At 63.9% G+C, this 17,542-nt stretch carries 13 protein-coding genes, 1 tRNA gene and 1 pseudogene; 5 read left to right on the forward strand and 10 right to left on the reverse strand.

Features of this window, described 5'->3' with window-relative positions; genetic code table 11:
• Window position 1 precedes the first annotated feature (1 nt).
• From ACTHN9_RS25750 to ACTHN9_RS25765, 4 genes are all read left to right on the forward strand, one after another.
• On the forward strand, window positions 2–988 hold the full coding sequence (locus ACTHN9_RS25750; RefSeq protein WP_440539644.1) for a DUF4123 domain-containing protein: 987 nt from the start codon (window positions 2–4) through the stop codon (window positions 986–988).
• Window positions 985–3,828: a T6SS effector BTH_I2691 family protein gene (locus ACTHN9_RS25755; RefSeq protein WP_440539645.1), complete on the forward strand. Its 2,844-nt coding sequence runs from the start codon at window positions 985–987 to the stop codon at window positions 3,826–3,828. Before ACTHN9_RS25750 ends, ACTHN9_RS25755 begins: the two co-directional genes overlap by 4 nt.
• On the forward strand, window positions 3,825–4,559 hold the full coding sequence (locus tag ACTHN9_RS25760; RefSeq protein ID WP_440539646.1) for a putative type VI secretion system effector: 735 nt from the start codon (window positions 3,825–3,827) through the stop codon (window positions 4,557–4,559). The genes ACTHN9_RS25755 and ACTHN9_RS25760 overlap by 4 nt, the downstream gene beginning before the upstream one ends.
• Window positions 4,560–4,858: 299 nt before the next feature.
• Window positions 4,859–5,770 carry a hypothetical protein gene (locus tag ACTHN9_RS25765; RefSeq protein WP_440539647.1) on the forward strand — a complete coding sequence of 304 codons (912 nt, stop codon included), beginning with the start codon at window positions 4,859–4,861 and terminating at the stop codon, window positions 5,768–5,770.
• A gap of 230 nt (window positions 5,771–6,000) precedes the next feature.
• Here ACTHN9_RS25765 and fumC read toward each other — a convergent pair whose 3' ends face one another.
• The 4 genes from fumC to ACTHN9_RS25785 form a co-directional block, all read right to left on the reverse strand.
• Window positions 6,001–7,398, reverse strand: a complete 1,398-nt coding sequence (fumC, locus tag ACTHN9_RS25770; RefSeq protein WP_440539648.1) for a class II fumarate hydratase — start codon at window positions 7,396–7,398, stop codon at window positions 6,001–6,003.
• 62 nt (window positions 7,399–7,460) lie between these two features.
• Window positions 7,461–9,047, reverse strand: coding sequence for a phospholipase D family protein (locus ACTHN9_RS25775; RefSeq protein ID WP_440539657.1), 1,587 nt, complete (start codon window positions 9,045–9,047; stop codon window positions 7,461–7,463).
• A 220-nt stretch (window positions 9,048–9,267) separates the two neighbouring features.
• The gene (locus ACTHN9_RS25780) at window positions 9,268–10,656 is read right to left on the reverse strand and encodes an MATE family efflux transporter (RefSeq protein WP_440539649.1); all 1,389 of its coding nucleotides are present in this window, start codon (window positions 10,654–10,656) and stop codon (window positions 9,268–9,270) included.
• Between the two features lie 175 nt (window positions 10,657–10,831).
• Window positions 10,832–11,053 (reverse strand): RNA-binding S4 domain-containing protein, encoded by a 222-nt coding sequence (locus ACTHN9_RS25785; RefSeq protein WP_440539650.1) that lies wholly within the window; start codon window positions 11,051–11,053, stop codon window positions 10,832–10,834.
• A gap of 146 nt (window positions 11,054–11,199) precedes the next feature.
• On the opposite strand from ACTHN9_RS25785, the gene ACTHN9_RS25790 reads away from it, so the two are divergent.
• Window positions 11,200–13,386: an ATP-dependent helicase gene (locus ACTHN9_RS25790; protein WP_440539651.1), complete on the forward strand. Its 2,187-nt coding sequence runs from the start codon at window positions 11,200–11,202 to the stop codon at window positions 13,384–13,386.
• A 101-nt stretch (window positions 13,387–13,487) separates the two neighbouring features.
• Here ACTHN9_RS25790 and ACTHN9_RS25795 read toward each other — a convergent pair whose 3' ends face one another.
• The 6 genes and pseudogenes from ACTHN9_RS25795 to ACTHN9_RS25820 all read right to left on the reverse strand — a co-directional run bounded on the left by ACTHN9_RS25795 (window position 13,488) and on the right by ACTHN9_RS25820 (window position 17,537).
• Window positions 13,488–14,261 (reverse strand): DUF4088 domain-containing protein, encoded by a 774-nt coding sequence (locus tag ACTHN9_RS25795; RefSeq protein ID WP_440539652.1) that lies wholly within the window; start codon window positions 14,259–14,261, stop codon window positions 13,488–13,490.
• 312 nt (window positions 14,262–14,573) lie between these two features.
• Window positions 14,574–14,897, reverse strand: coding sequence for an AzlD domain-containing protein (locus ACTHN9_RS25800; RefSeq protein ID WP_440539653.1), 324 nt, complete (start codon window positions 14,895–14,897; stop codon window positions 14,574–14,576).
• Between the two features lie 155 nt (window positions 14,898–15,052).
• Window positions 15,053–15,742, reverse strand: a pseudogene (locus tag ACTHN9_RS25805) (AzlC family ABC transporter permease); the annotation flags it as partial.
• A gap of 94 nt (window positions 15,743–15,836) precedes the next feature.
• Complete coding sequence (locus ACTHN9_RS25810; protein WP_440539654.1) at window positions 15,837–16,709, reverse strand: helix-turn-helix domain-containing protein; 873 nt, start codon at window positions 16,707–16,709, stop codon at window positions 15,837–15,839.
• A gap of 42 nt (window positions 16,710–16,751) precedes the next feature.
• Window positions 16,752–17,243, reverse strand: a complete 492-nt coding sequence (locus ACTHN9_RS25815) for a CreA family protein (protein ID WP_440539655.1) — start codon at window positions 17,241–17,243, stop codon at window positions 16,752–16,754.
• A 218-nt stretch (window positions 17,244–17,461) separates the two neighbouring features.
• Window positions 17,462–17,537, reverse strand: a tRNA-Asn gene (locus tag ACTHN9_RS25820).
• Window positions 17,538–17,542 lie beyond the last annotated feature (5 nt).

Below are 17,542 nucleotides of genomic sequence, written 5' to 3' on the forward strand. Positions count from 1 at the left end.
CATGGCCGGCACGTATTCCGATGTACCCGCGGCCGCGGACCGCACTGGGGCGCAGGCGCTCGAGGCGGCCGTGGTGACGCTGCAGAACTATTTCCAGCGCAATCGCGAGATGCAATGCTTGGTGATCGTCGATCCGCAACCGAGCGAATTGCCTGCGCCCAAAGGCAAGTACCCACTCTCCGAGCTGCCTCGCACTGCACTACCGGTCATGCATGAGGCGTTCCCGGAATCGGAGCGACCCTATCTCCTGGCGTTGAATCCTCGGTTGCCGCAGTTCGGCGCATGGCTCGCCGAGAGCGTGCGCATCGCACTGGCGGATCGTCGTCCCGACGTTATTGCGCGCGTGCCAGGGCAGCGTATAGGCGGATGGCTTGCGACGTCGGCATCGGCTGACGAGGTTGCTGCGCACTTGTCGCGGCAAATGCTGCAAACCGATGATCGGGGGAAGACGTGCGCGCTGCGATTCTACGATTCGCGGGCGCTCGCGTTACTGTGGCCCGCGATGACGCTGATGCAAAAGGAGACGCTGCTTGGCCCTGTGAAGACATGGCATGCGTTCGATGCCGTTGCGCGGCTCACGGGCTACTCGGGCTTGTATCCGAAGATGCTCGAGGACTTGTCCTTCAAGCCGCAGCAGTGGAGTGCCATCCGCCGTCATGGGTTGATCAATCGCGCGCTTGCTTTGCACATCGCTTCCACGGGCCAGCAGCCGGAGGCTTGCGCCGTCGATGTCGCAGTGGCGGCGGCGGCGCGGGCCGAGCAGTACGAGCTTATCGAGCGCGACGATAAGCTTGCTTTCATCGGCCATGCGTTGTCATGGCATCCGCATTTCGACGCCCATCCGCGCGTGCGCGAGGTGCTTCGAAAAGTGTCTCCCAGCGAGTTCTATGTGGCGGCTGTCGATGAGCTATCGCACGACGAGATCGAGGCGATTCGCGACGGTGCATGGTATGTCGGAAAGAACAACAAAGATGGACTCAGGGCATGACTGAACCGAACAAATGTGACAACTGCCAGAAGACGGGATTGCCGATCCTGCCGGTACGCTATGCGGTCTTGCCGAAGGCCGTGGGCGCGAAGTTGCCTGCCGGGATCACGGGCAAGGGCATGACGGATGTCGCACTGCACGAGCATCAATACGGTCTTCGTACGTTGCGCGAGGGATGGCTGTTTTTGTTCCACGAGAGAGCGGCCCGCGGACGCAACCACTGGCAAGCGTATCGAGTGACGTCGGATGGCCGGCTATGGATGCAGCAATTGCCGTTGCCGCTCGTACCGCATACCCATCCGGCCTGCGCGAAGAAGGGCATCGCGGTGCAGATGGACATGATCACCATCGAGCAACCCGAAAAATGCGGCAAGGTCTGGATCGCATTTTCCGAGCATGCTTGGCAGCAGGAGATTTTCGATCAATACGCCGCCAATGCGACTTTGCGCGCGCAGCGGATGCAGATGATCGATCCGGCGCAATGGGTGGGTTCGGCGAAGGATCCGCATGGGCACGCGGTGGAAGCGACGCAAGCCTCGATCGACGATGTGGTGGAGTACATGCCCGGGTTCGATCCGAAATTGCTGGATCCGCCTACCGGTTTGCAGTCTAACGAAACCGGCGCTTATAGCAAGGCGCTGCTCGAACGCGTGGCGACGATCTATCCGCTCGCGATTCGGCAAGCGACGCCTGACTCGGCTAGCGCGCAGTTGGTCAAGCTGATGCATACCGTCGGCGAAACCGAGCATGGGAAATTCCATCCGCCGATGTTGTTGGCGTTGTGGGACGGGATTGGCGCCGCGCATGAACTCAATGGGTTTCGCAACGATGCCGGCAGCATGCTGACGATTTATGTGCGTGAGCGTGCGGTGCAAGTCGATGCGATGCAGTGCATCGATGAGGCCGAGGTGGCGGTATCCAATGGCGCCGTGGCTAGAAAAAGCTGGTGGCGCAGGGGCATGCAGGCTGGCTGGGAAGGGTTCTTGCAGAATCCGTACGGAGGCGACGTCGTGATGGCACCGCTGCCGTCGGCTGCCGAGCAGGCGGCGTCCCAGAAGCGGATCGAAGAGGCGGGGGACATTAGTCCGGAGGAAGCGAGGAAGATTGGAAAGGAGGCTTGGCCGAAGTATCGTGCGAAGCTTAAGCCCCTGGCCAATAGCAAAGATAATGCAACGCTACTCGACCAATTTCGCAAATATTTCACTCAACTTCAGACCGACATTGCCGGAATACAAGCGAAGCGCACAGCAGACGTTGAGGCATGGTTGAAGGCGCCGGTCCTCCTGGCGACGTTGCACGATTACAGCGAGAAGCTCGCCTCGGACGGGGAGGCTTTCGACGGGGTGATCGCCGAGGCCATCAACGGATTGCCCTCGGAAGCGAAGGGCGCGGAAGTTGTATCGAAACTGGTCGAGCAGACCGACCCGACGCAGCCGGAAAGCCTTGTGTGGCGGGCGTTCGCATACAACCAGAAGGAACCCAAGACGGAACTGAAGGAACTGCTTGCGCTTGCGACGACGTATCGCGTGCCGCTTGGCGAAGAGGTGGCGGAGTGGTCTGAGAAGGTCTCCAAAGCGTTGGAGAAGCTTAAGACGTTCACCGAACTGCGGGAGAAGATTGGAGAGGCTGCCGAGCATCAGAATCCGATTTCTGCCACTGAACGCGCACTCAAGCGGTACCACACCGACCGTCTTGTCGTCACGATAGGCAATTCGCTGTTTAAGTGGACACGCATCGACAAGATCGGCGACTGCGCCGGGGAGTATTTGATTCGTGGCGCATTGATGCTGCGCGTCGGAATCAGCAAAGAGGACACAGTTAAAATCGTCAAGGAATCGGTTCGCGGGGAGCCGGCGCTTCGAGCGAGATTCGAGCAGGGGTATCGGGCGTTGCGCAAGACGGGTGTGCCTGCGAAAGATGCTTTTGTACGGTCGATGCGAGACCTCGCGGCGGATGAGCGCGGAAAGGTCATGCGGGCGCACTGGAACGCTGTCAAGATCACGCACGAAGGGAAGGAGGCGGCAGTCGGTATCCGGCTTGCCGGGGTGCTTGCGATCATCGAAGTGTTTTGTTTTGCGGCTGCGCTTACAAAGGTTGACAAGAGCTGGCAGGACTACGCGATGCTAGTGGCGAGCGGGTTTTCTGCGACCTCCGCTTGTTTGAATGCGTCGACCAAGGCAATGACGGCGATGGGCAAGGAGGCCGCGCAGTCGCTAGCGAGTTTCAAGGCGATGACGGGGTATTTCGGGGGCGCCGCAGCGCTTATTGGTGCTGTTGTGGACGCAGACAAAGCCGTGTCAAACGCTCAGGACGGAAAAATTTCTCTAGTTGCGGCCTATACCGCTAAGTCCCTCCTGGGCTTAACAGCCTCCGGTGCGAATTTGCTAACGGCGCTCACGTCGTCGGCTCCGTTGATCGAGCGCGTTTGCGGAGGAAAGGTCGCGTGGCTTGGGAAAGCTGGGGCCGGAATCGAGGGAGCGGCGGCGCGTGCTGAAGCGTTGGCTGCAGGGGAGGTAGTTGACGATGCTGTAAAAGTCGCGATGACTAGGGCGGCTGAGGAAGCCGGAGTGGAAGCCGCGACGGTAGTCGCTGATCGTGCTGCGTTGTTGATAATTGGTCGGATCGTGCTGTTCATGTCTGGATGGGAGGTCGCGATCGCTATCACTGTCATTCAGTTGTTGATCGCATATCTGGAAGACGATGACCTGCAAACATGGCTGGAGAAGTGCACGTTCGGCAAATCTCCAAGCACTCCGCCATGGTCGGCTGGTAAGCAGCATGAGGGATTTGAGAAAGCATTGAAGTCCGTCGGACTTCAAACCGAGGGACAAGCGGAATGACAGCGAACGGGACTATAGGCGTGCCGGTGTTGCTACGAGGCCGCATTCGCAACTTGCGAAAGACACGGTGTAGCCGGGATTTCGTGTTTACAGAAGCTGATCGCACGAAGATGGGTGCCACGGCTATCGCGGCCGGTTTGGCCGGACTTGGAGGCGTGGCCGCTGGATTGGGCGCTATGGCGGTAGATACATCCGAGGAAGCGGATCTGCTTGAGTTCGAAATTGAGGGCGTACCGGTGAAGGCGTGGGTATGGGTGTCGGTGTTCGCGGATGGCGATGATGTCGAGGTCGTCGCGGAGCGTGCTGGCGATACGTGGGTTGGATACGGTATTCGTCGCGTGGCCGATCGAATGGTTGCCTTGCATCCGCATTGCAGCCGCGGCAGGTTTGCTCACTATCGCGCTTGCGCGCGCTGGTGGTTCAAGCTAACCGTTGGCATCCTCATTGCCGGCTACCTACTGATAGGATGCGTTGCCTTACTGCGATCACTGAGCAACTGGATGGCGCTTCTGGAAGGCGCTGCGTTGGGCGGGGCAGGGGTTGCTTTGATATTCGCGATCATCGCGTATCAAATCTCAAGAAAATACGCCGGCTTTGTTAGCCTCGCAGAGAAAATATTCGAAGTGTTCGGTTGGCCGGACGTGAAGAATATCGACTTGCCGGCGCTAACGAAAAAGAACAAGAAGCCAGGCGATCCAGGCGGTCTTGGCATCTTGTTCTTTCGCTATTGACCCGGCGCGGTGATCCCCCGGTCAACCTTGCTATGCACATCGCGACCTGAGCGTCGCATTCATAAGCATCACTTCATGCCGCATGTCGCCGAGCGCGAACAAGCCCTCCCTCGCCGGGGGTATTTCGCGCTCGTCTTTGCGGCGGTCTTACACAGTAACAGTAACGTTCAAAAACAAAAGAGGGCCCCAAAATGTCGTCAGAGCAACCCGTCGTCGCCGATCTCCTGACTTGGCGCGCTGCCTCGAAGCGGTCATCGCCTCGTTGGCCCGCGTTAATCGGTGTTTCCGGAACGATCGTCATGCTGGCCAATCTCGCGTTGAGCGGCAACCGCACGCTGGATTTCGGCTCCGTGGAACTGGATCTATTCGCAGCCGCCTGTATTTTTGGCTGTTTGGCGTTCGCGACTCTTCCGGTCGCGTACAACGACACGGGGCGGCTGTTGCGCGGTCAGCCCAGGCTTTCCGCTGGGAAAAAAGGGTTAATTTGTATCGGGCTTTTTCTCTGTGCGCTCGTCCTGAGTCCGACGTTCTCTGTCGAGATTCTGAGGTACGACCTAATGCATCAAGGGCGTACCACCTGGACAAAGCGTTCACTGTGGGAGTCGTTCAAGCATCCCTTTTACCGCCAGGACGAATTGACCTGGGCGCAGGGGCGCGACGACATCCGTTATGTTCCTTCGCGAGTGTTTTGCCCGGCCTATAGCAGTCGGCTTTATCCGCTCTTGGGTGTGGATCGCGGCGACAATTGGCCGAGCGTGATAACGAACGTATTGACCGACATCAACGGTGGGGCAGTAGCGCCGAACCCCGATGTCCTCAAATTTGCTCTGTCCCAATGCGAGACCGAAGGGCCGGCGATGCTCAAGGCCGGCTACACGAAGGAGTCGGCGTTGATGAGCGGAAATGTGGATCTTTTCTTTACGCGGCTAGCACAGGAACACGAGGACACCGGCAAATGGAACCCGGTGGTACTTGAGGACGCGCAGATCCCGCCCGGCATCATGCGGAAAGTCGAAGCACTACTGGCGGCGGATCCTGATCACGTGTCCGACTACACGGATTTCAACCTGTCCGACGCAGCGCCGGTCGCGCGTGGATCAAAGCCAGCGGTCGCAGGTGAGCCGGACGTAGTGCGTCGATTGACACCGCTCGCGATTGCGGCGGCGCTCGGACGCACTAAGGACGTTGAACGTATCAAAGCGGCAGAATGAAACGCGAAAGAGAGTCCCGATCATGATGAATCTAATTGCCGAGGCGGCCGAAGCCGTACCGGAAGGCGGAGAACAGCATGAGGTCCGCGGACACGGGCGCCGGCCGCATTTCCGAATGCAGCCTCACGGTCCCCAGTCATCGCTACGCAAAGTCACCTTCATCGGTCCGACGATCGTTCGCCCGGACCGACTCGGATTGTCTTAGCGCGAGCAGGCTGCGGCCCCCTCGATCAACCGCGCCGCCCCGTCATCGCCTCGGGCCGCACCCACTCGTCGAACTGCGCCTCGGTCACATAACCGAGCGCCAGTGCGGCGGCCTTCAGCGTCGTGCCTTCCTTGTGCGCCTTCTTCGCAATCTGCGCGGCCTTGTCGTAGCCGATGTGCGGATTGAGCGCCGTCACCAACATCAGCGATTCGTTCAGCAGCGTATCGATTCGCTCACGATTCGGCTCGATGCCCACCGCGCAATGATCGTTGAAGCTTTGCGCGCCGTCCGCGAGTAGCCGGATCGATTGCAGCACGTTGTGCGCGATCATCGGCCGGAACACGTTCAGCTCGAAATTGCCGCTGGCACCGCCGAAATTGATCGCCACGTCGTTGCCGAACACTTGGCAGCACAGCATCGTGACCGCTTCCGATTGCGTCGGATTGACCTTGCCCGGCATGATCGAACTACCCGGCTCGTTTTCGGGGATCGCAATCTCGCCCAAGCCGCAGCGCGGGCCGCTCGCGAGCCAGCGCACGTCGTTGGCGATCTTCATGAGGCTCGCCGCGACCGTCTTGAGGGCGCCGTGCGCGAACACGAGCGCATCGGCCGCCGCCATGACTTCGAACTTGTTGGGCGCGCTGACGAACGGCACGCCCGTCAGGCGGGCGATCGCCGCCGCGACGCGCTCCGCGAATTGCGGATGGGCATTGAGGCCCGTGCCGACGGCCGTGCCGCCCTGCGCCAACTCGTAAAGATGCGGCAGCGCCGATTCCACATGCGCGATCCCGTGCGAGAGTTGAGCCGCATAGCCGGAGAATTCCTGGCCGAGCGTCAAAGGCGTCGCGTCTTGCAGGTGCGTGCGGCCGATCTTCACGATGTCGGCGAAGGCATGCGCCTTTGCGCCCAACGTATCGCGCAACGTCGCGAGCGCCGGCACCAGATGCTTGACGATGGCGTAGGCGGCGGCTACGTGCATCGCCGTGGGGAACACGTCGTTCGACGATTGGCCGCGATTGACGTCGTCGTTCGGATGCACCTTGCGGCCTTCGCCGCGCTCGCCGCCGAGCAGTTCGCTGGCGCGATTGGCGATGACCTCGTTCAGATTCATATTCGTCTGCGTGCCCGAACCCGTTTGCCAGACCGCTAACGGAAATTCGCCCGCATGCTTGCCGTCGATGACCTCGTCGGCCGCTTGCATGATCGCGCGCGCTTTGTCCTCGGGAAGGACGCCCAAATCGAGATTGACTTCGGCCGCCGCGCGCTTGATCACGGCGAGCGCGGTGATGAGTTCGGGCGATTGCTTCTCGGTGGAAATCTTGAAGTTGAGCAGCGAGCGTTGCGTCTGCGCGCCCCATAAGCGCGCGGACGGCACGGCGATTTCGCCGAACGTGTCGCGCTCCATGCGATGGTCTTCGGTCATGATGCTTCGGCTCCGTACGAAAAGTGCGGTTCGATGGGTTCGGCTCGCCGCGCGAAGAAGACCTATAGCTGCGAGTCGATCGGCAACAACAAGAATAAACCGGTGAGCACATTGCGGACGAGGCCGGCCTCGGGATCGAGCGTCCAAACGTGCATGTGCGATCCCGTTGCATCTTGCTCCTCGCCGGTCCACTCGAGCCCCGAACCGTTCTCGCCCAGCGCCCGCAACTGCGCCTGTTCGCTCGGCGTGGCGAGCCGGACCCGGTAGCTGACGCTCGGCGACATGGCTTGCTCGATCAGCTTGGCCACTTGGCCCGCGATGATCGGACTGTCGATGACCAAAGCGAGTTCGCTGTTCAGGTGCGCCGATCGCGGATCGAAGTTGAGCGAGCCGATCACGAGCGTGCGGCGATCGATCACGTAGGCTTTGGCATGCAGGCTCGCCCGAGAACGCGAGCCCGCGAAAAAGCGCGAGTGTTCTCGCTGCAGCGGCTGAAACTCGTAGAGTTCCACCCCGTTCTTGAGCAACGGGACGCGATAGGGGCTATAGCCGGCTTGGACGGCAACGGCATCGGTCGAAGCCATCGAGTTCGTCACGACGGCGACCCGCACCCCGCGGTGCGTGAGCCCCGCGAGCAATTTGACGCCGGCGTCGTGCGGGACGAAATAGGGTGAGAGCAGCAACACCTCATGCTGCGCGCCACGCAGCAATTCGGCGAGTTCGTGCATCGGCGGGCTGCGATAGTCGTCGTCGGGGGCGGTGATCTTGCTCGGCGAATCGACGCTGAACACCGCGTGCGCCCAGACGAGCCCCATTTGTTCGTGTGCGATCTGTTCGGATAGCGGCGCGGCGCGCAAAGGCTTGGCGCCGACGGCCTGCGCCTCGTTGCGCCAATGCGCCCGTAGTTCCTCGCGAGCGGCGCGCAGATCGCCGGCCGCGTAGCTTTCCTTATCGACGACGTTCAACGGGTAGGCCCCGGCGCTGTTCCAAAACGCGTCGAAACTCTTCGATACGTCCTCGACGATCGGGCCAGCAGCGAGCACGTCGAGGTCGCGAAATTGCAGTTTGGGGCTGGCGCTGAAATATTCGTCGCCGAGATTGCGGCCTCCGACAATGGCGACTTCGCCGTCGGCGATCATGGCCTTGTTGTGCATGCGGCGTGTGAAGCGGTCGATGCGCGTGACGAACGATTCCGTGCGGGCGAAGACGCTCGAGCGCGCGCTGCCGAACGGATTGAAGACGCGCACTTCGATATTCGGGTGCGTCGAGAGCGCGGCCATCAGACGCCGCGTGTCGTCGAAGTTCAGGTCGTCGACGAGCATGCGCACATGGACGCCACGATCGGCCGCATAGAGCGCGGCGGCGAGCAGCAATCGGCCCGTCGTATCCTCGGCGGCGATGTAGTACTGCAGATCGAGCGTCTTGGTGGCGGCGCGCGCCAGTGCGATGCGCATTTGCAGCGCGTCGGTGCCGTCGGTCAGCAGCCGGAAGCCGGACTGACCCGCGTGTGCGGCGACGAGCGGCGCTAGGGCGCGGCCGAGCGGTGTGGCGCCGGGGTCGCGCAAGGCATGCGACTCGGGGCGATTGATCGAGGTGGCCGGCGGCAAGCTTGCGCAAGCGGAGAGACAGGCGAGAACGAGGAGCGCTATCCAACGCGCGAGCGGGGGAACAAGGGCGCGCGTGTCATGCCGCGGCTGCGCGCGGCCTGTGCGGGGGCCGCGGGGACCTATTGCCGGAGCGGAGGCGGCGCGAGGCCGCAGCAATGAACCATCGAACACGTCGGACCCTTCCTTCCCTGGCGAGTGGGCCGGCCGGCGCGCGAGGCCCGTACCGTCGCCCATACTCGCATTCTATGGGAAGCCGGCGTGGCTATGCACTGGCCCGAATCCGTGTGCGCCGCTCGAAGCGCAGCGTCATCAATACGGCGACGCTCGCGAGCCCGGCGGCGAGCCCCCACCACAGGCCGCGCGGGCCGAGTCCCGCGTGAAACGCGAGCAGGTAACCGGTCGGAAAGCCGACGGCCCAGTACCCGAACGCGGCTGCGAGCATCGGTACGCGCGTGTCCTTGAGCCCGCGCAGGCAGCCGGAGCCGATCGTCTGCATCCCGTCCACGATCTGAAACACGGCGGCCACCCCGAGCAGCGAAGCGGCGATCGAAATCGTCTGCGCATTGGCCGGGTCATCTAGCTTCAGATACAGGCCGATGATGGCGCGCGGCGCCACGATGAACAAGAGCCCCGTCATCGACATATAGACGACGCCGAGCCCGAGCGCGACAAAGCCCGCGTGGCGCGCGGCGAGGCGATTGCCCGCGCCCATCCAATAGCCCACGCGCACGTTGGCCGCTTGGCCGATCGCGAGCGGCACCATGAACGTGACGGAGCTGACGCTCATGGCGACTTGGTGGGCGGCTAGCGGTTTCTCGCCCATGAGGCCGATGAACAAACCCGTGCACAAGAACAGCATGGATTCGACGCCATACGTGATGGCGACCGGCCAGCCGATCGCGAACAATTCGCCCATGAGCGGCATGGTCGGCCGTTTGGCGACGACGAAGTGCTTGAAGCGCGCGCGCCCGTGCAGTAGCGCGACGAGCGCGATCGCGCTGAGCCAGACGGTGATCGTCGTGGCGGTGGCGGAACCGAGCATCCCGAGCCGCGGCAGGCCCCACGCGCCGTGGATGAGCCCATAGTTGAGCACGCCGTTGAACACGACGCCGATGAGCGCCACCCACAGCAGCCGTTTGGCCGCGCCGATGGCCGGCAAGAACGAGCGCATCATGCCGACGCCGATCAAGCTGCCGAGCGAGGCGAAGCGCAATACGCCCGTATAGGCGCCGACGTCGCGCGCCAGCGTGGCCGGTTCGCCGAACGCGACGAGGATCGGCTGCGCGAACGAGAGCAGCACGAAGGCCGGCACCGACAGCAGTACCGATAGCGCGAGCCCGGTCCAATAGATGTGGGGCACGCGGTGTTCCGCCTGGGCGCCTCGCGCATTGGCTACCGTCACGCTCACGGAACTCAAGACGCCCTGCAGCAACGTGACGATGACGAAGAAGATGCCCGCGCCGAGGCCGCCCGCGGCGAGCGCGTCGGCGCTCAGCGAGCCGAGCAGGATCGTATCGGTGACGCCCATCGCCATCTGCGAAAGCTGGGCGATGGCGAGCGGCGCGGCCAGACGCGCGGTATCGGCGGCGTGGCGAGAAAACGGCGGTGGGGCCGGCGTGGCGGCGGCCTGAGCGAACGTGGATTCTGGCATGGCGAGCGAGGCGCGGGCGGGCCCATCGGCGCTCGCGCGCGTGGCCCGGATTGTTTTCGTCGGAAAGAAAGAGCTTATTGCTTCGGCGCGCGCCTGTCGATGACGCAAGGCCGTAGGATGCCGGGCGGAGCGCCGGCTCAGCGCTTGCGCATGGCATGCGCGGGCAGTGCGCGCGTCAGCTGGCCTCGTGCACCGCGATGCGCGTATCGCCGAGCATGACGACCTGGCCTGCGCGTATCTTGCACGTCTTGCGCAACTCGACGCGGCCGTCCACGGTGACTTCGCCCGACGCTACGAGCCCCTTGGCCGCGCCGCCGCTGTCGGCCAGCCCCATGAGCTTGAGCAGGTTGTGCAATTCGACGTGATCGCCCGTGAGCGTGAAATTGAGATTGGCCATGGCGATTGCCGGCATGCGGCGCGAAAGCGATTAGGGCTGGCATCATAAGCCACGGGGACGCCCGAGCGAAAGAGACGCGCAGTGGGTTTGCGCGCTCGCTTGCAGGTCCACCCTGTATACCTATACAGTATGCGGGTTCGCCGGCCATGCCTGTCGCACCGCCGGCGTTCACTCGTTCGAACGATCGACGGTTTGCCGTGTCCCTAATAACTCCCCAAGTTCAGCCGGGGCGCGTCGCGCCCGGCGCTCCTTATCTCGATAAACTGAACGACGCCCAACGCGCCGCCGTGGAGCACGGCATCGGCGATGACGCGGGCGAGGGCGAGCACGCGCGTCCGGGCGGCCCGCTACTCGTTATCGCCGGGGCGGGCTCGGGCAAGACCAATACGCTGGCGCACCGCGTCGCGCATTTGTTGGTGCGCGGTGTCGATCCCAGGCGCGTGCTGCTGCTGACATTTTCGAGGCGCGCGGCGCAGGACATGACCCGGCGCGCGACGCGTATCGCTGCGCAAGCATTGGGCACGCGGGCCGATCTCGCGCAGGCGCTGGAGTGGAGCGGCACTTTTCACGGCGTCGGGGCGCGCCTGCTGCGCGAGTACGCCGAATCGATCGGGCTTTCGCCGGCATTTACGATCAACGATCGCGAAGACTGCGCGGATCTGATGAATGTCGTGCGCCATGAGCTGGGGCTCTCGGCCAAGGCGCGCCGCTTCCCGCTCAAAGGCAGCTGTCTTGCGATCTATTCGCGCGTCGTCAATACCGGCGCGACGTTGCCGCACGTGCTCGAGCACGCCTTCCCGTGGTGCCGCGAATGGGAGCAGGACCTGCGAGCGCTGTTTGCCGGCTATGTCGCGGCCAAGCAAGCGCAAAACGTCCTCGATTACGACGATTTGCTGCTCTACTGGGCGCGCATGGCGGCCGAGCCGTCGATCGCCGCGGATCTCGGCGCGCGATTCGACCATGTGCTCGTCGACGAATACCAGGATACGAACCGCTTGCAGGCGACGATCCTGCTCGCGATGAAGCCGGACGGGCGCGGGCTGACTGTCGTCGGCGATGATGCCCAATCGATCTACTCGTTCCGTGGCGCGACGGTCCGCAACATTCTCGACTTTCCGGGACATTTCACGCCAAGCGCGGCACGCGTCACGCTCGAGCGCAACTATCGTTCGACGCAGCCGATTCTTGCCGCGTCGAACGCCGTGATCGGGTTGGCCACCGAGCGCTTCACGAAGGATTTATGGACCGATAAAGGGTCGGCGCAGCGCCCCCGGATCGTTTCGGTCGCGGGCGAGATCGAGCAGGCGCGGTACGTCGTCGAAGCCGTGCTCGAAGCGCGCGAAGCGGGGATGACGCTCAAGGCCCAAGCCGTGCTTTTTCGTACGGCGCATCACAGCGCATCGCTCGAAATCGAATTGGCGCGGCGCAACATCCCGTTCGTCAAGTTCGGCGGATTGCGCTTTCTCGATTCGGTCCACGTGAAAGACGTCCTCGCCGTCTTGCGATGGGCGCAGAACCCGCGCGATCGCGTGGCGGGGTTTCGTGTATTGCAGCTGATGCCCGGTATCGGACCGGCGACGGCCGCCCGCGTGCTCGATGCCGTTAGCGCGGCCGGCGCTCTGCCGGCGGCGGTCAGCGCGTTCGAGCCGCCGACGCGCGCCGCGCTCGATTGGGCGCCATTCGCGGAATTGATGAGCGCGCTCGGCGCATCGCGCACGCCGTGGCCCGGGGAGTTCGAGCAAGTGCGGCGCTGGTACGAGCCGCATCTCGAGCGCAACCATGAAGATGCGCCGACGCGGCATGCCGATATCTTGCAAATGGAAAGTTTGGCGGCGACCTTTGCCACGCGCGAACGCTTTCTCACGGAGCTGACGCTCGACCCGCCCGATGCCACGAGCGGCGAATCGGGCGTACCCCTTGTCGACGAAGACTACCTAGTCCTGTCGACGATCCATTCCGCTAAAGGACAGGAGTGGCGCAGCGTGTTCGTCCTTAACGGCGTCGACGGCTGCATCCCTTCCGATCTCGGCACGGGCACCCAAGACGAAATCGACGAGGAGCGGCGGCTGCTTTACGTCGCTATGACGCGAGCGAAAGAGGATTTGCACATCGTGGTCCCGCAGCGCTTTTACGTCCATAACCAGAGCGCGCTCGGCGACCGCCACGTGTGGGCGTCGCGTACGCGTTTCATCCCCGACGCGCTGCTGCCGTTGTTCGAGGTGCAGGCTTGGCCGCGCATTGCGGGCGTGGCTGCGCCGACGGCGACGGGCCTCGCCGCGGCCGCAAAGGCGCGCGTCGATATTGCCGCTCAGTTGAAAGCAATGTGGGATTGAGGCTTGGGGACGGACTCGTGCGATGGCGCGCGCGTCGTCCGAGGCGGCGGGTGGCCGGCTTGGGCCGGCCATCGGCTAACGGCTAACCGCTAGCCGCTCGCTTAGCGAGGACGGCGCGGCTCGATGCGCGGCTGTGCCGGCCGGGCCGGTGCCATAAAGAAGTTGCGCATCCAGGCGGCCATGCGCGAAAAGATGTCGTAGGGCTCTTCGACAAAAATCTCGGGCTTCAGCAGGCGCAGATACTCCATGATCTGCTGGGCCTCTTGCTTTTGAAACGAACCGTGCGCGAGCCCGAGCTTGAGCAGCCCCCGCAACTCGCCGAGTTTTTCGCGCGCCGTGCTGCCGACGCTCGTTTCGCAAGCGATCTTCGCTTCGTAGACGCGCTGCCGCAGCGATTCCGCGAGCCGCCAAGCCGGCGTCTGCATCTTTTCTTCAAGCGATTGAATGTCGCGCGCGGTCGATTTGATCTGTGCCGAGAGCGGATCGACAAGCGCCGCATCGCCGCCCGCTTCCTTGACGATGGCGCTGGCCCAGTCGCGCGAGGCTTTCGCCACTTCCTCGGAGGTCCATTCCGATCGCACGGCAAAGCTGAAGCCGAATTCCTCGGCCTGACGCATCAGAATCGCCACGACATCGGGGAATTCCTTCTCCAACGTGCGCTTGGCCCAAGCGTATTGGCCGCCCTGCAGCATCCGCTGCACGGCGTGCTCGGTGAGCGGCACCATATTGTCGAGCAACTTCGCGCGCAGGAAGTCTTCGAAGGACGGTGTCGCGAATTGCGGGTCGAGCTTGAGCGATACGCGCACGAAGGCTTCGAAGTCCTTCTGCAGCGAAGAGATCGTCTCTTCTCGTAGAGAAAGGGTAATTTGACCCATGGCTTGTCCTGATCGCGCGTCCCTGTCGAGGCACCGCCGCAGCGTTCGCAAGCGATACCCTACGGCCGAGCCGGCACGTTCGCCCCCCAACTGGCGGGCCTGCTCGATGGCCGGCGCACTTTACGGTTGTTGCATGCGCGTTTCGGGCCGCTACCGACGCCTGGCGCCGGCGCGCCCCTGCGCCACGCGGCCAAAAAACGCGCTTCGACTGATTAACGGCGAGCGAGCCCGGAACTTGAGGCCAAGTTGTAGATAACTTCGGACGATAGCGGCAGGCCGCCGATCGGACGGCCTACGGAGCCCCAGCGGTTCTCAGTGCACGACCAGGCCTTGCCACAGGAAGAACACCGCGAGACCGACGGCGATCGTCAACAGCGGCCGACGGGTGGCGGCGGACACGGCGCAGGCGGCCAGCGCGCCCACGAGCTGCGGATTGCGCCAGGTGATCTCCGGTGCACCGCCATGGGGCGTCACGGCCATCGGGACGATGATCGCGGTGAGGACGGTGACGGGCACGAAGCCAAGCGCCGTGCGCACGAGCGGGGGGAAGGCGATCCGCTCGCCGAGGACGAAGACCGTCGAGCGGATCAGAAACGTGACGGCGGCCATGCCGAGAATCAGGACGACGTAGTTCACGATGCGGCCTCCGCGGTGCGTTCGGTGCGTTCGGTGCGTGTGTGGGCTCGGAGGGCGCGCTCGGTGCTTTCGGGGTGGGCTGCGCGGTCCGCAGGCGCGATGTCGTCCGAAGCCGAGGTCGCCCGGCCGCGCCCCGTACCGCCGCTCGGCGCCCAAGGACGGGACAAGACCACGCCGACGGCCACGCCCGCCGCCACGGCCGCCAGCAAGCCGAGCTTATACGGCAGACCGGCGCAGGCGAGGGCGACGATGCCCGCTGTCGCAGCCGAGGCGATATATCGCAGGGAAACGAGTTGGGGCACGACGATCGCAATGAACGTCGCCACCATCGCAAAATCGAGCCCGAGCGATTGCAGACGGGGGAACGCGGCGCCGAACAGCAGCCCCGCCAGCGTCCATAGCTGCCAGTTCACGTACATGGCGAGGCCCGAGCCGAGGAAGTAATGCGGACCGATTTTCCCGGCCGGGGCGTGTCGGTAGTGCGCGTAGGCGACGGCGAAGACCTCGTCGGTCAAGAGGCCGCCAAGCGCCAGGCGCCAGCGCAGGGGCAGGCGCGCGACATATGGGGCCAGCGTTGCGCTATAGAGTACGTGGCGCAAGTTCACGATGAGCGTTGTCGCCCAGATCACGAGGAAGCTGGCATGCGCCGCGACCAGCCCCAGCGCGATGAACTGCGAGGAGCCGGCGAAGACGGCGAGCGACATGAGCTGGCCGTGCCAGGGCCGTAAAGGGCCGGCGGTGACGAGCGTGCCGAAGATGACGCCGAACGGCGCGGCGCCGACCATCATGGGGATCGTATCGCGGGCGCCGTCGGCGAATTCGTTGAGCGGGGTGCGCGGTTTCAAGGGGAAGTCCTCCTACTTGCGCGCAGGATAGCGTTGCGGGCTGGGACGGCGCTTGTACGTTCTTGCTTTCGCACTCGCCCACGATATGGCCGAGCTAACGGCCCCCGATTGGGCTCCCTTGCCATCGGCCCGGCGGCACGCCGAACATACGCCGGAAGTGTCGCGTGAAGTGGCTTTGATCGGTGAAGCCGCAAGCCGCGGCCACGTCGGCAACGGTCGCGCCTTCGCGCAACGGTGCAAGCGCGCGCTGTAGTCGCAATTGATTGCGCCAGGCATGCGGAGGCATCCGCGTCGCTTGGGTGAAGAGCCGGGCCGCGTGGAACGCGGAGAGCCCGACGTCCGCGGCCAGCTCGCTCAGCGTGAGCGGCGCGGTCAGATCGGCGGCGAGCCGTTCCTTCATCAACGCGACGCGTGGCGGATCGGCGTTCGGTCGGCCCGCCTCCGGGTGGCTCGACGCATGGCGCACGATCAGCGTCGACATCGCGTCGATCAGTGCCATCTCCGCTGCGAGCGGGTCGCCCTGCAAGGGGCCGCTTGCCGGCGAGGCGCTGAGGTGCTCGAGTAGACGATGCGCGCGCGCGACGCGGCCCGCGAGATCGGGATCGCGGATCGCCTCGACGGGAAACCACAGCATCGGTTGCGGCGCGCCGGCGATATCCCCGGCGAGCTGCGCCATGAAATCGAGCGGCAGATAGAAGACGCGATAACGCCAGCCGGCCTCCATGGCACGCGAACCGGTATGCACTTCGCCGGGGTTGATGACGGGCACCGTACCGGCCTCCGCCACATGCTGCGCGCCCTGGTAGGCGTACATCTCGGCGCCGGCCTCGATCACGGGTACGGCGTAGGCGTCGTGCCAGTGGGGCGAAAACTCATGCTCGCGATACTCGGCCGTCAGCATGTCCCCGCCGGGCACGAGCGGCGAGCGCCAGTAGTGCGCGCAGTCGCGGAAACGGGGTTCGTCCATGGTCGAGGGGCGACGGGCGGGGCGGCTGGGCGGCGAGGCGCGTCAACGCACCGGAATGGTCGTGCCGGCCGGCAGCGGGACGGCGCTGACGCTGTTCTTGGCGCTGCCCGAGACGACGCGGTCGCTATAAGTCAAATAGACGAGCGTGTTGCGTTTGGCGTCGGCGATGCGCACGACGTGCAGCGTCTTGAAGATGAACGACATGCGTTCGGTGAAGACATCGGCCTGGCGCTTCACGGGGCCGGCGAACTTGATCGGGCCCACTTGGCGACAAGCGATCGAGGCTTCGGTGGGATCTTCGGCGATGCCGAGCGTGCCTTTGATCCCGCCCGTGCGGGCGCGCGAAACGAAACAGGTGACACCGGCCACATCCGGATCGTCGTAGGCTTCGACGACGACGCGGTCGGAGCCTGTGATACGGAAATTGGTGTTCACGCTGCCGATCTCCTCGCCATGCGCGGGCAATGCGGCGCAGGCGAGCGCGAGGCACGCACTCGTAACGAAGGGAAGGGGCGAAAAGGCGAAGCGGCTCATGGCGAACGGGCGGTTTTGCGACGATGTGCCGCGCGGCAAGACGCGGCGCGGCATAAGGCGAACGGTATCACAACGGCCGAATGCGGTCGTTGGGGCCGGACGGACGGTTCGCGACGGATGGCGAGAGGGCGTTGCGCGGCGGGGCGGCGAATGCAAAAAACGCAAAAAATGCAAAAAGGGCCCGTCGATTGTGCGACGGGCCCTTTTGCTGAAGCTCTTGGCTCCCCGACCTGGGCTCGAACCAGGGACCTACGGATTAACAGTCCGGCGCTCTACCGACTGAGCTATCGGGGAACAAC

The sequence above is a fragment of the Trinickia sp. genome (genome assembly GCF_051953405.1).
Classification (GTDB): Bacteria; Pseudomonadota; Gammaproteobacteria; order Burkholderiales; family Burkholderiaceae; genus Trinickia.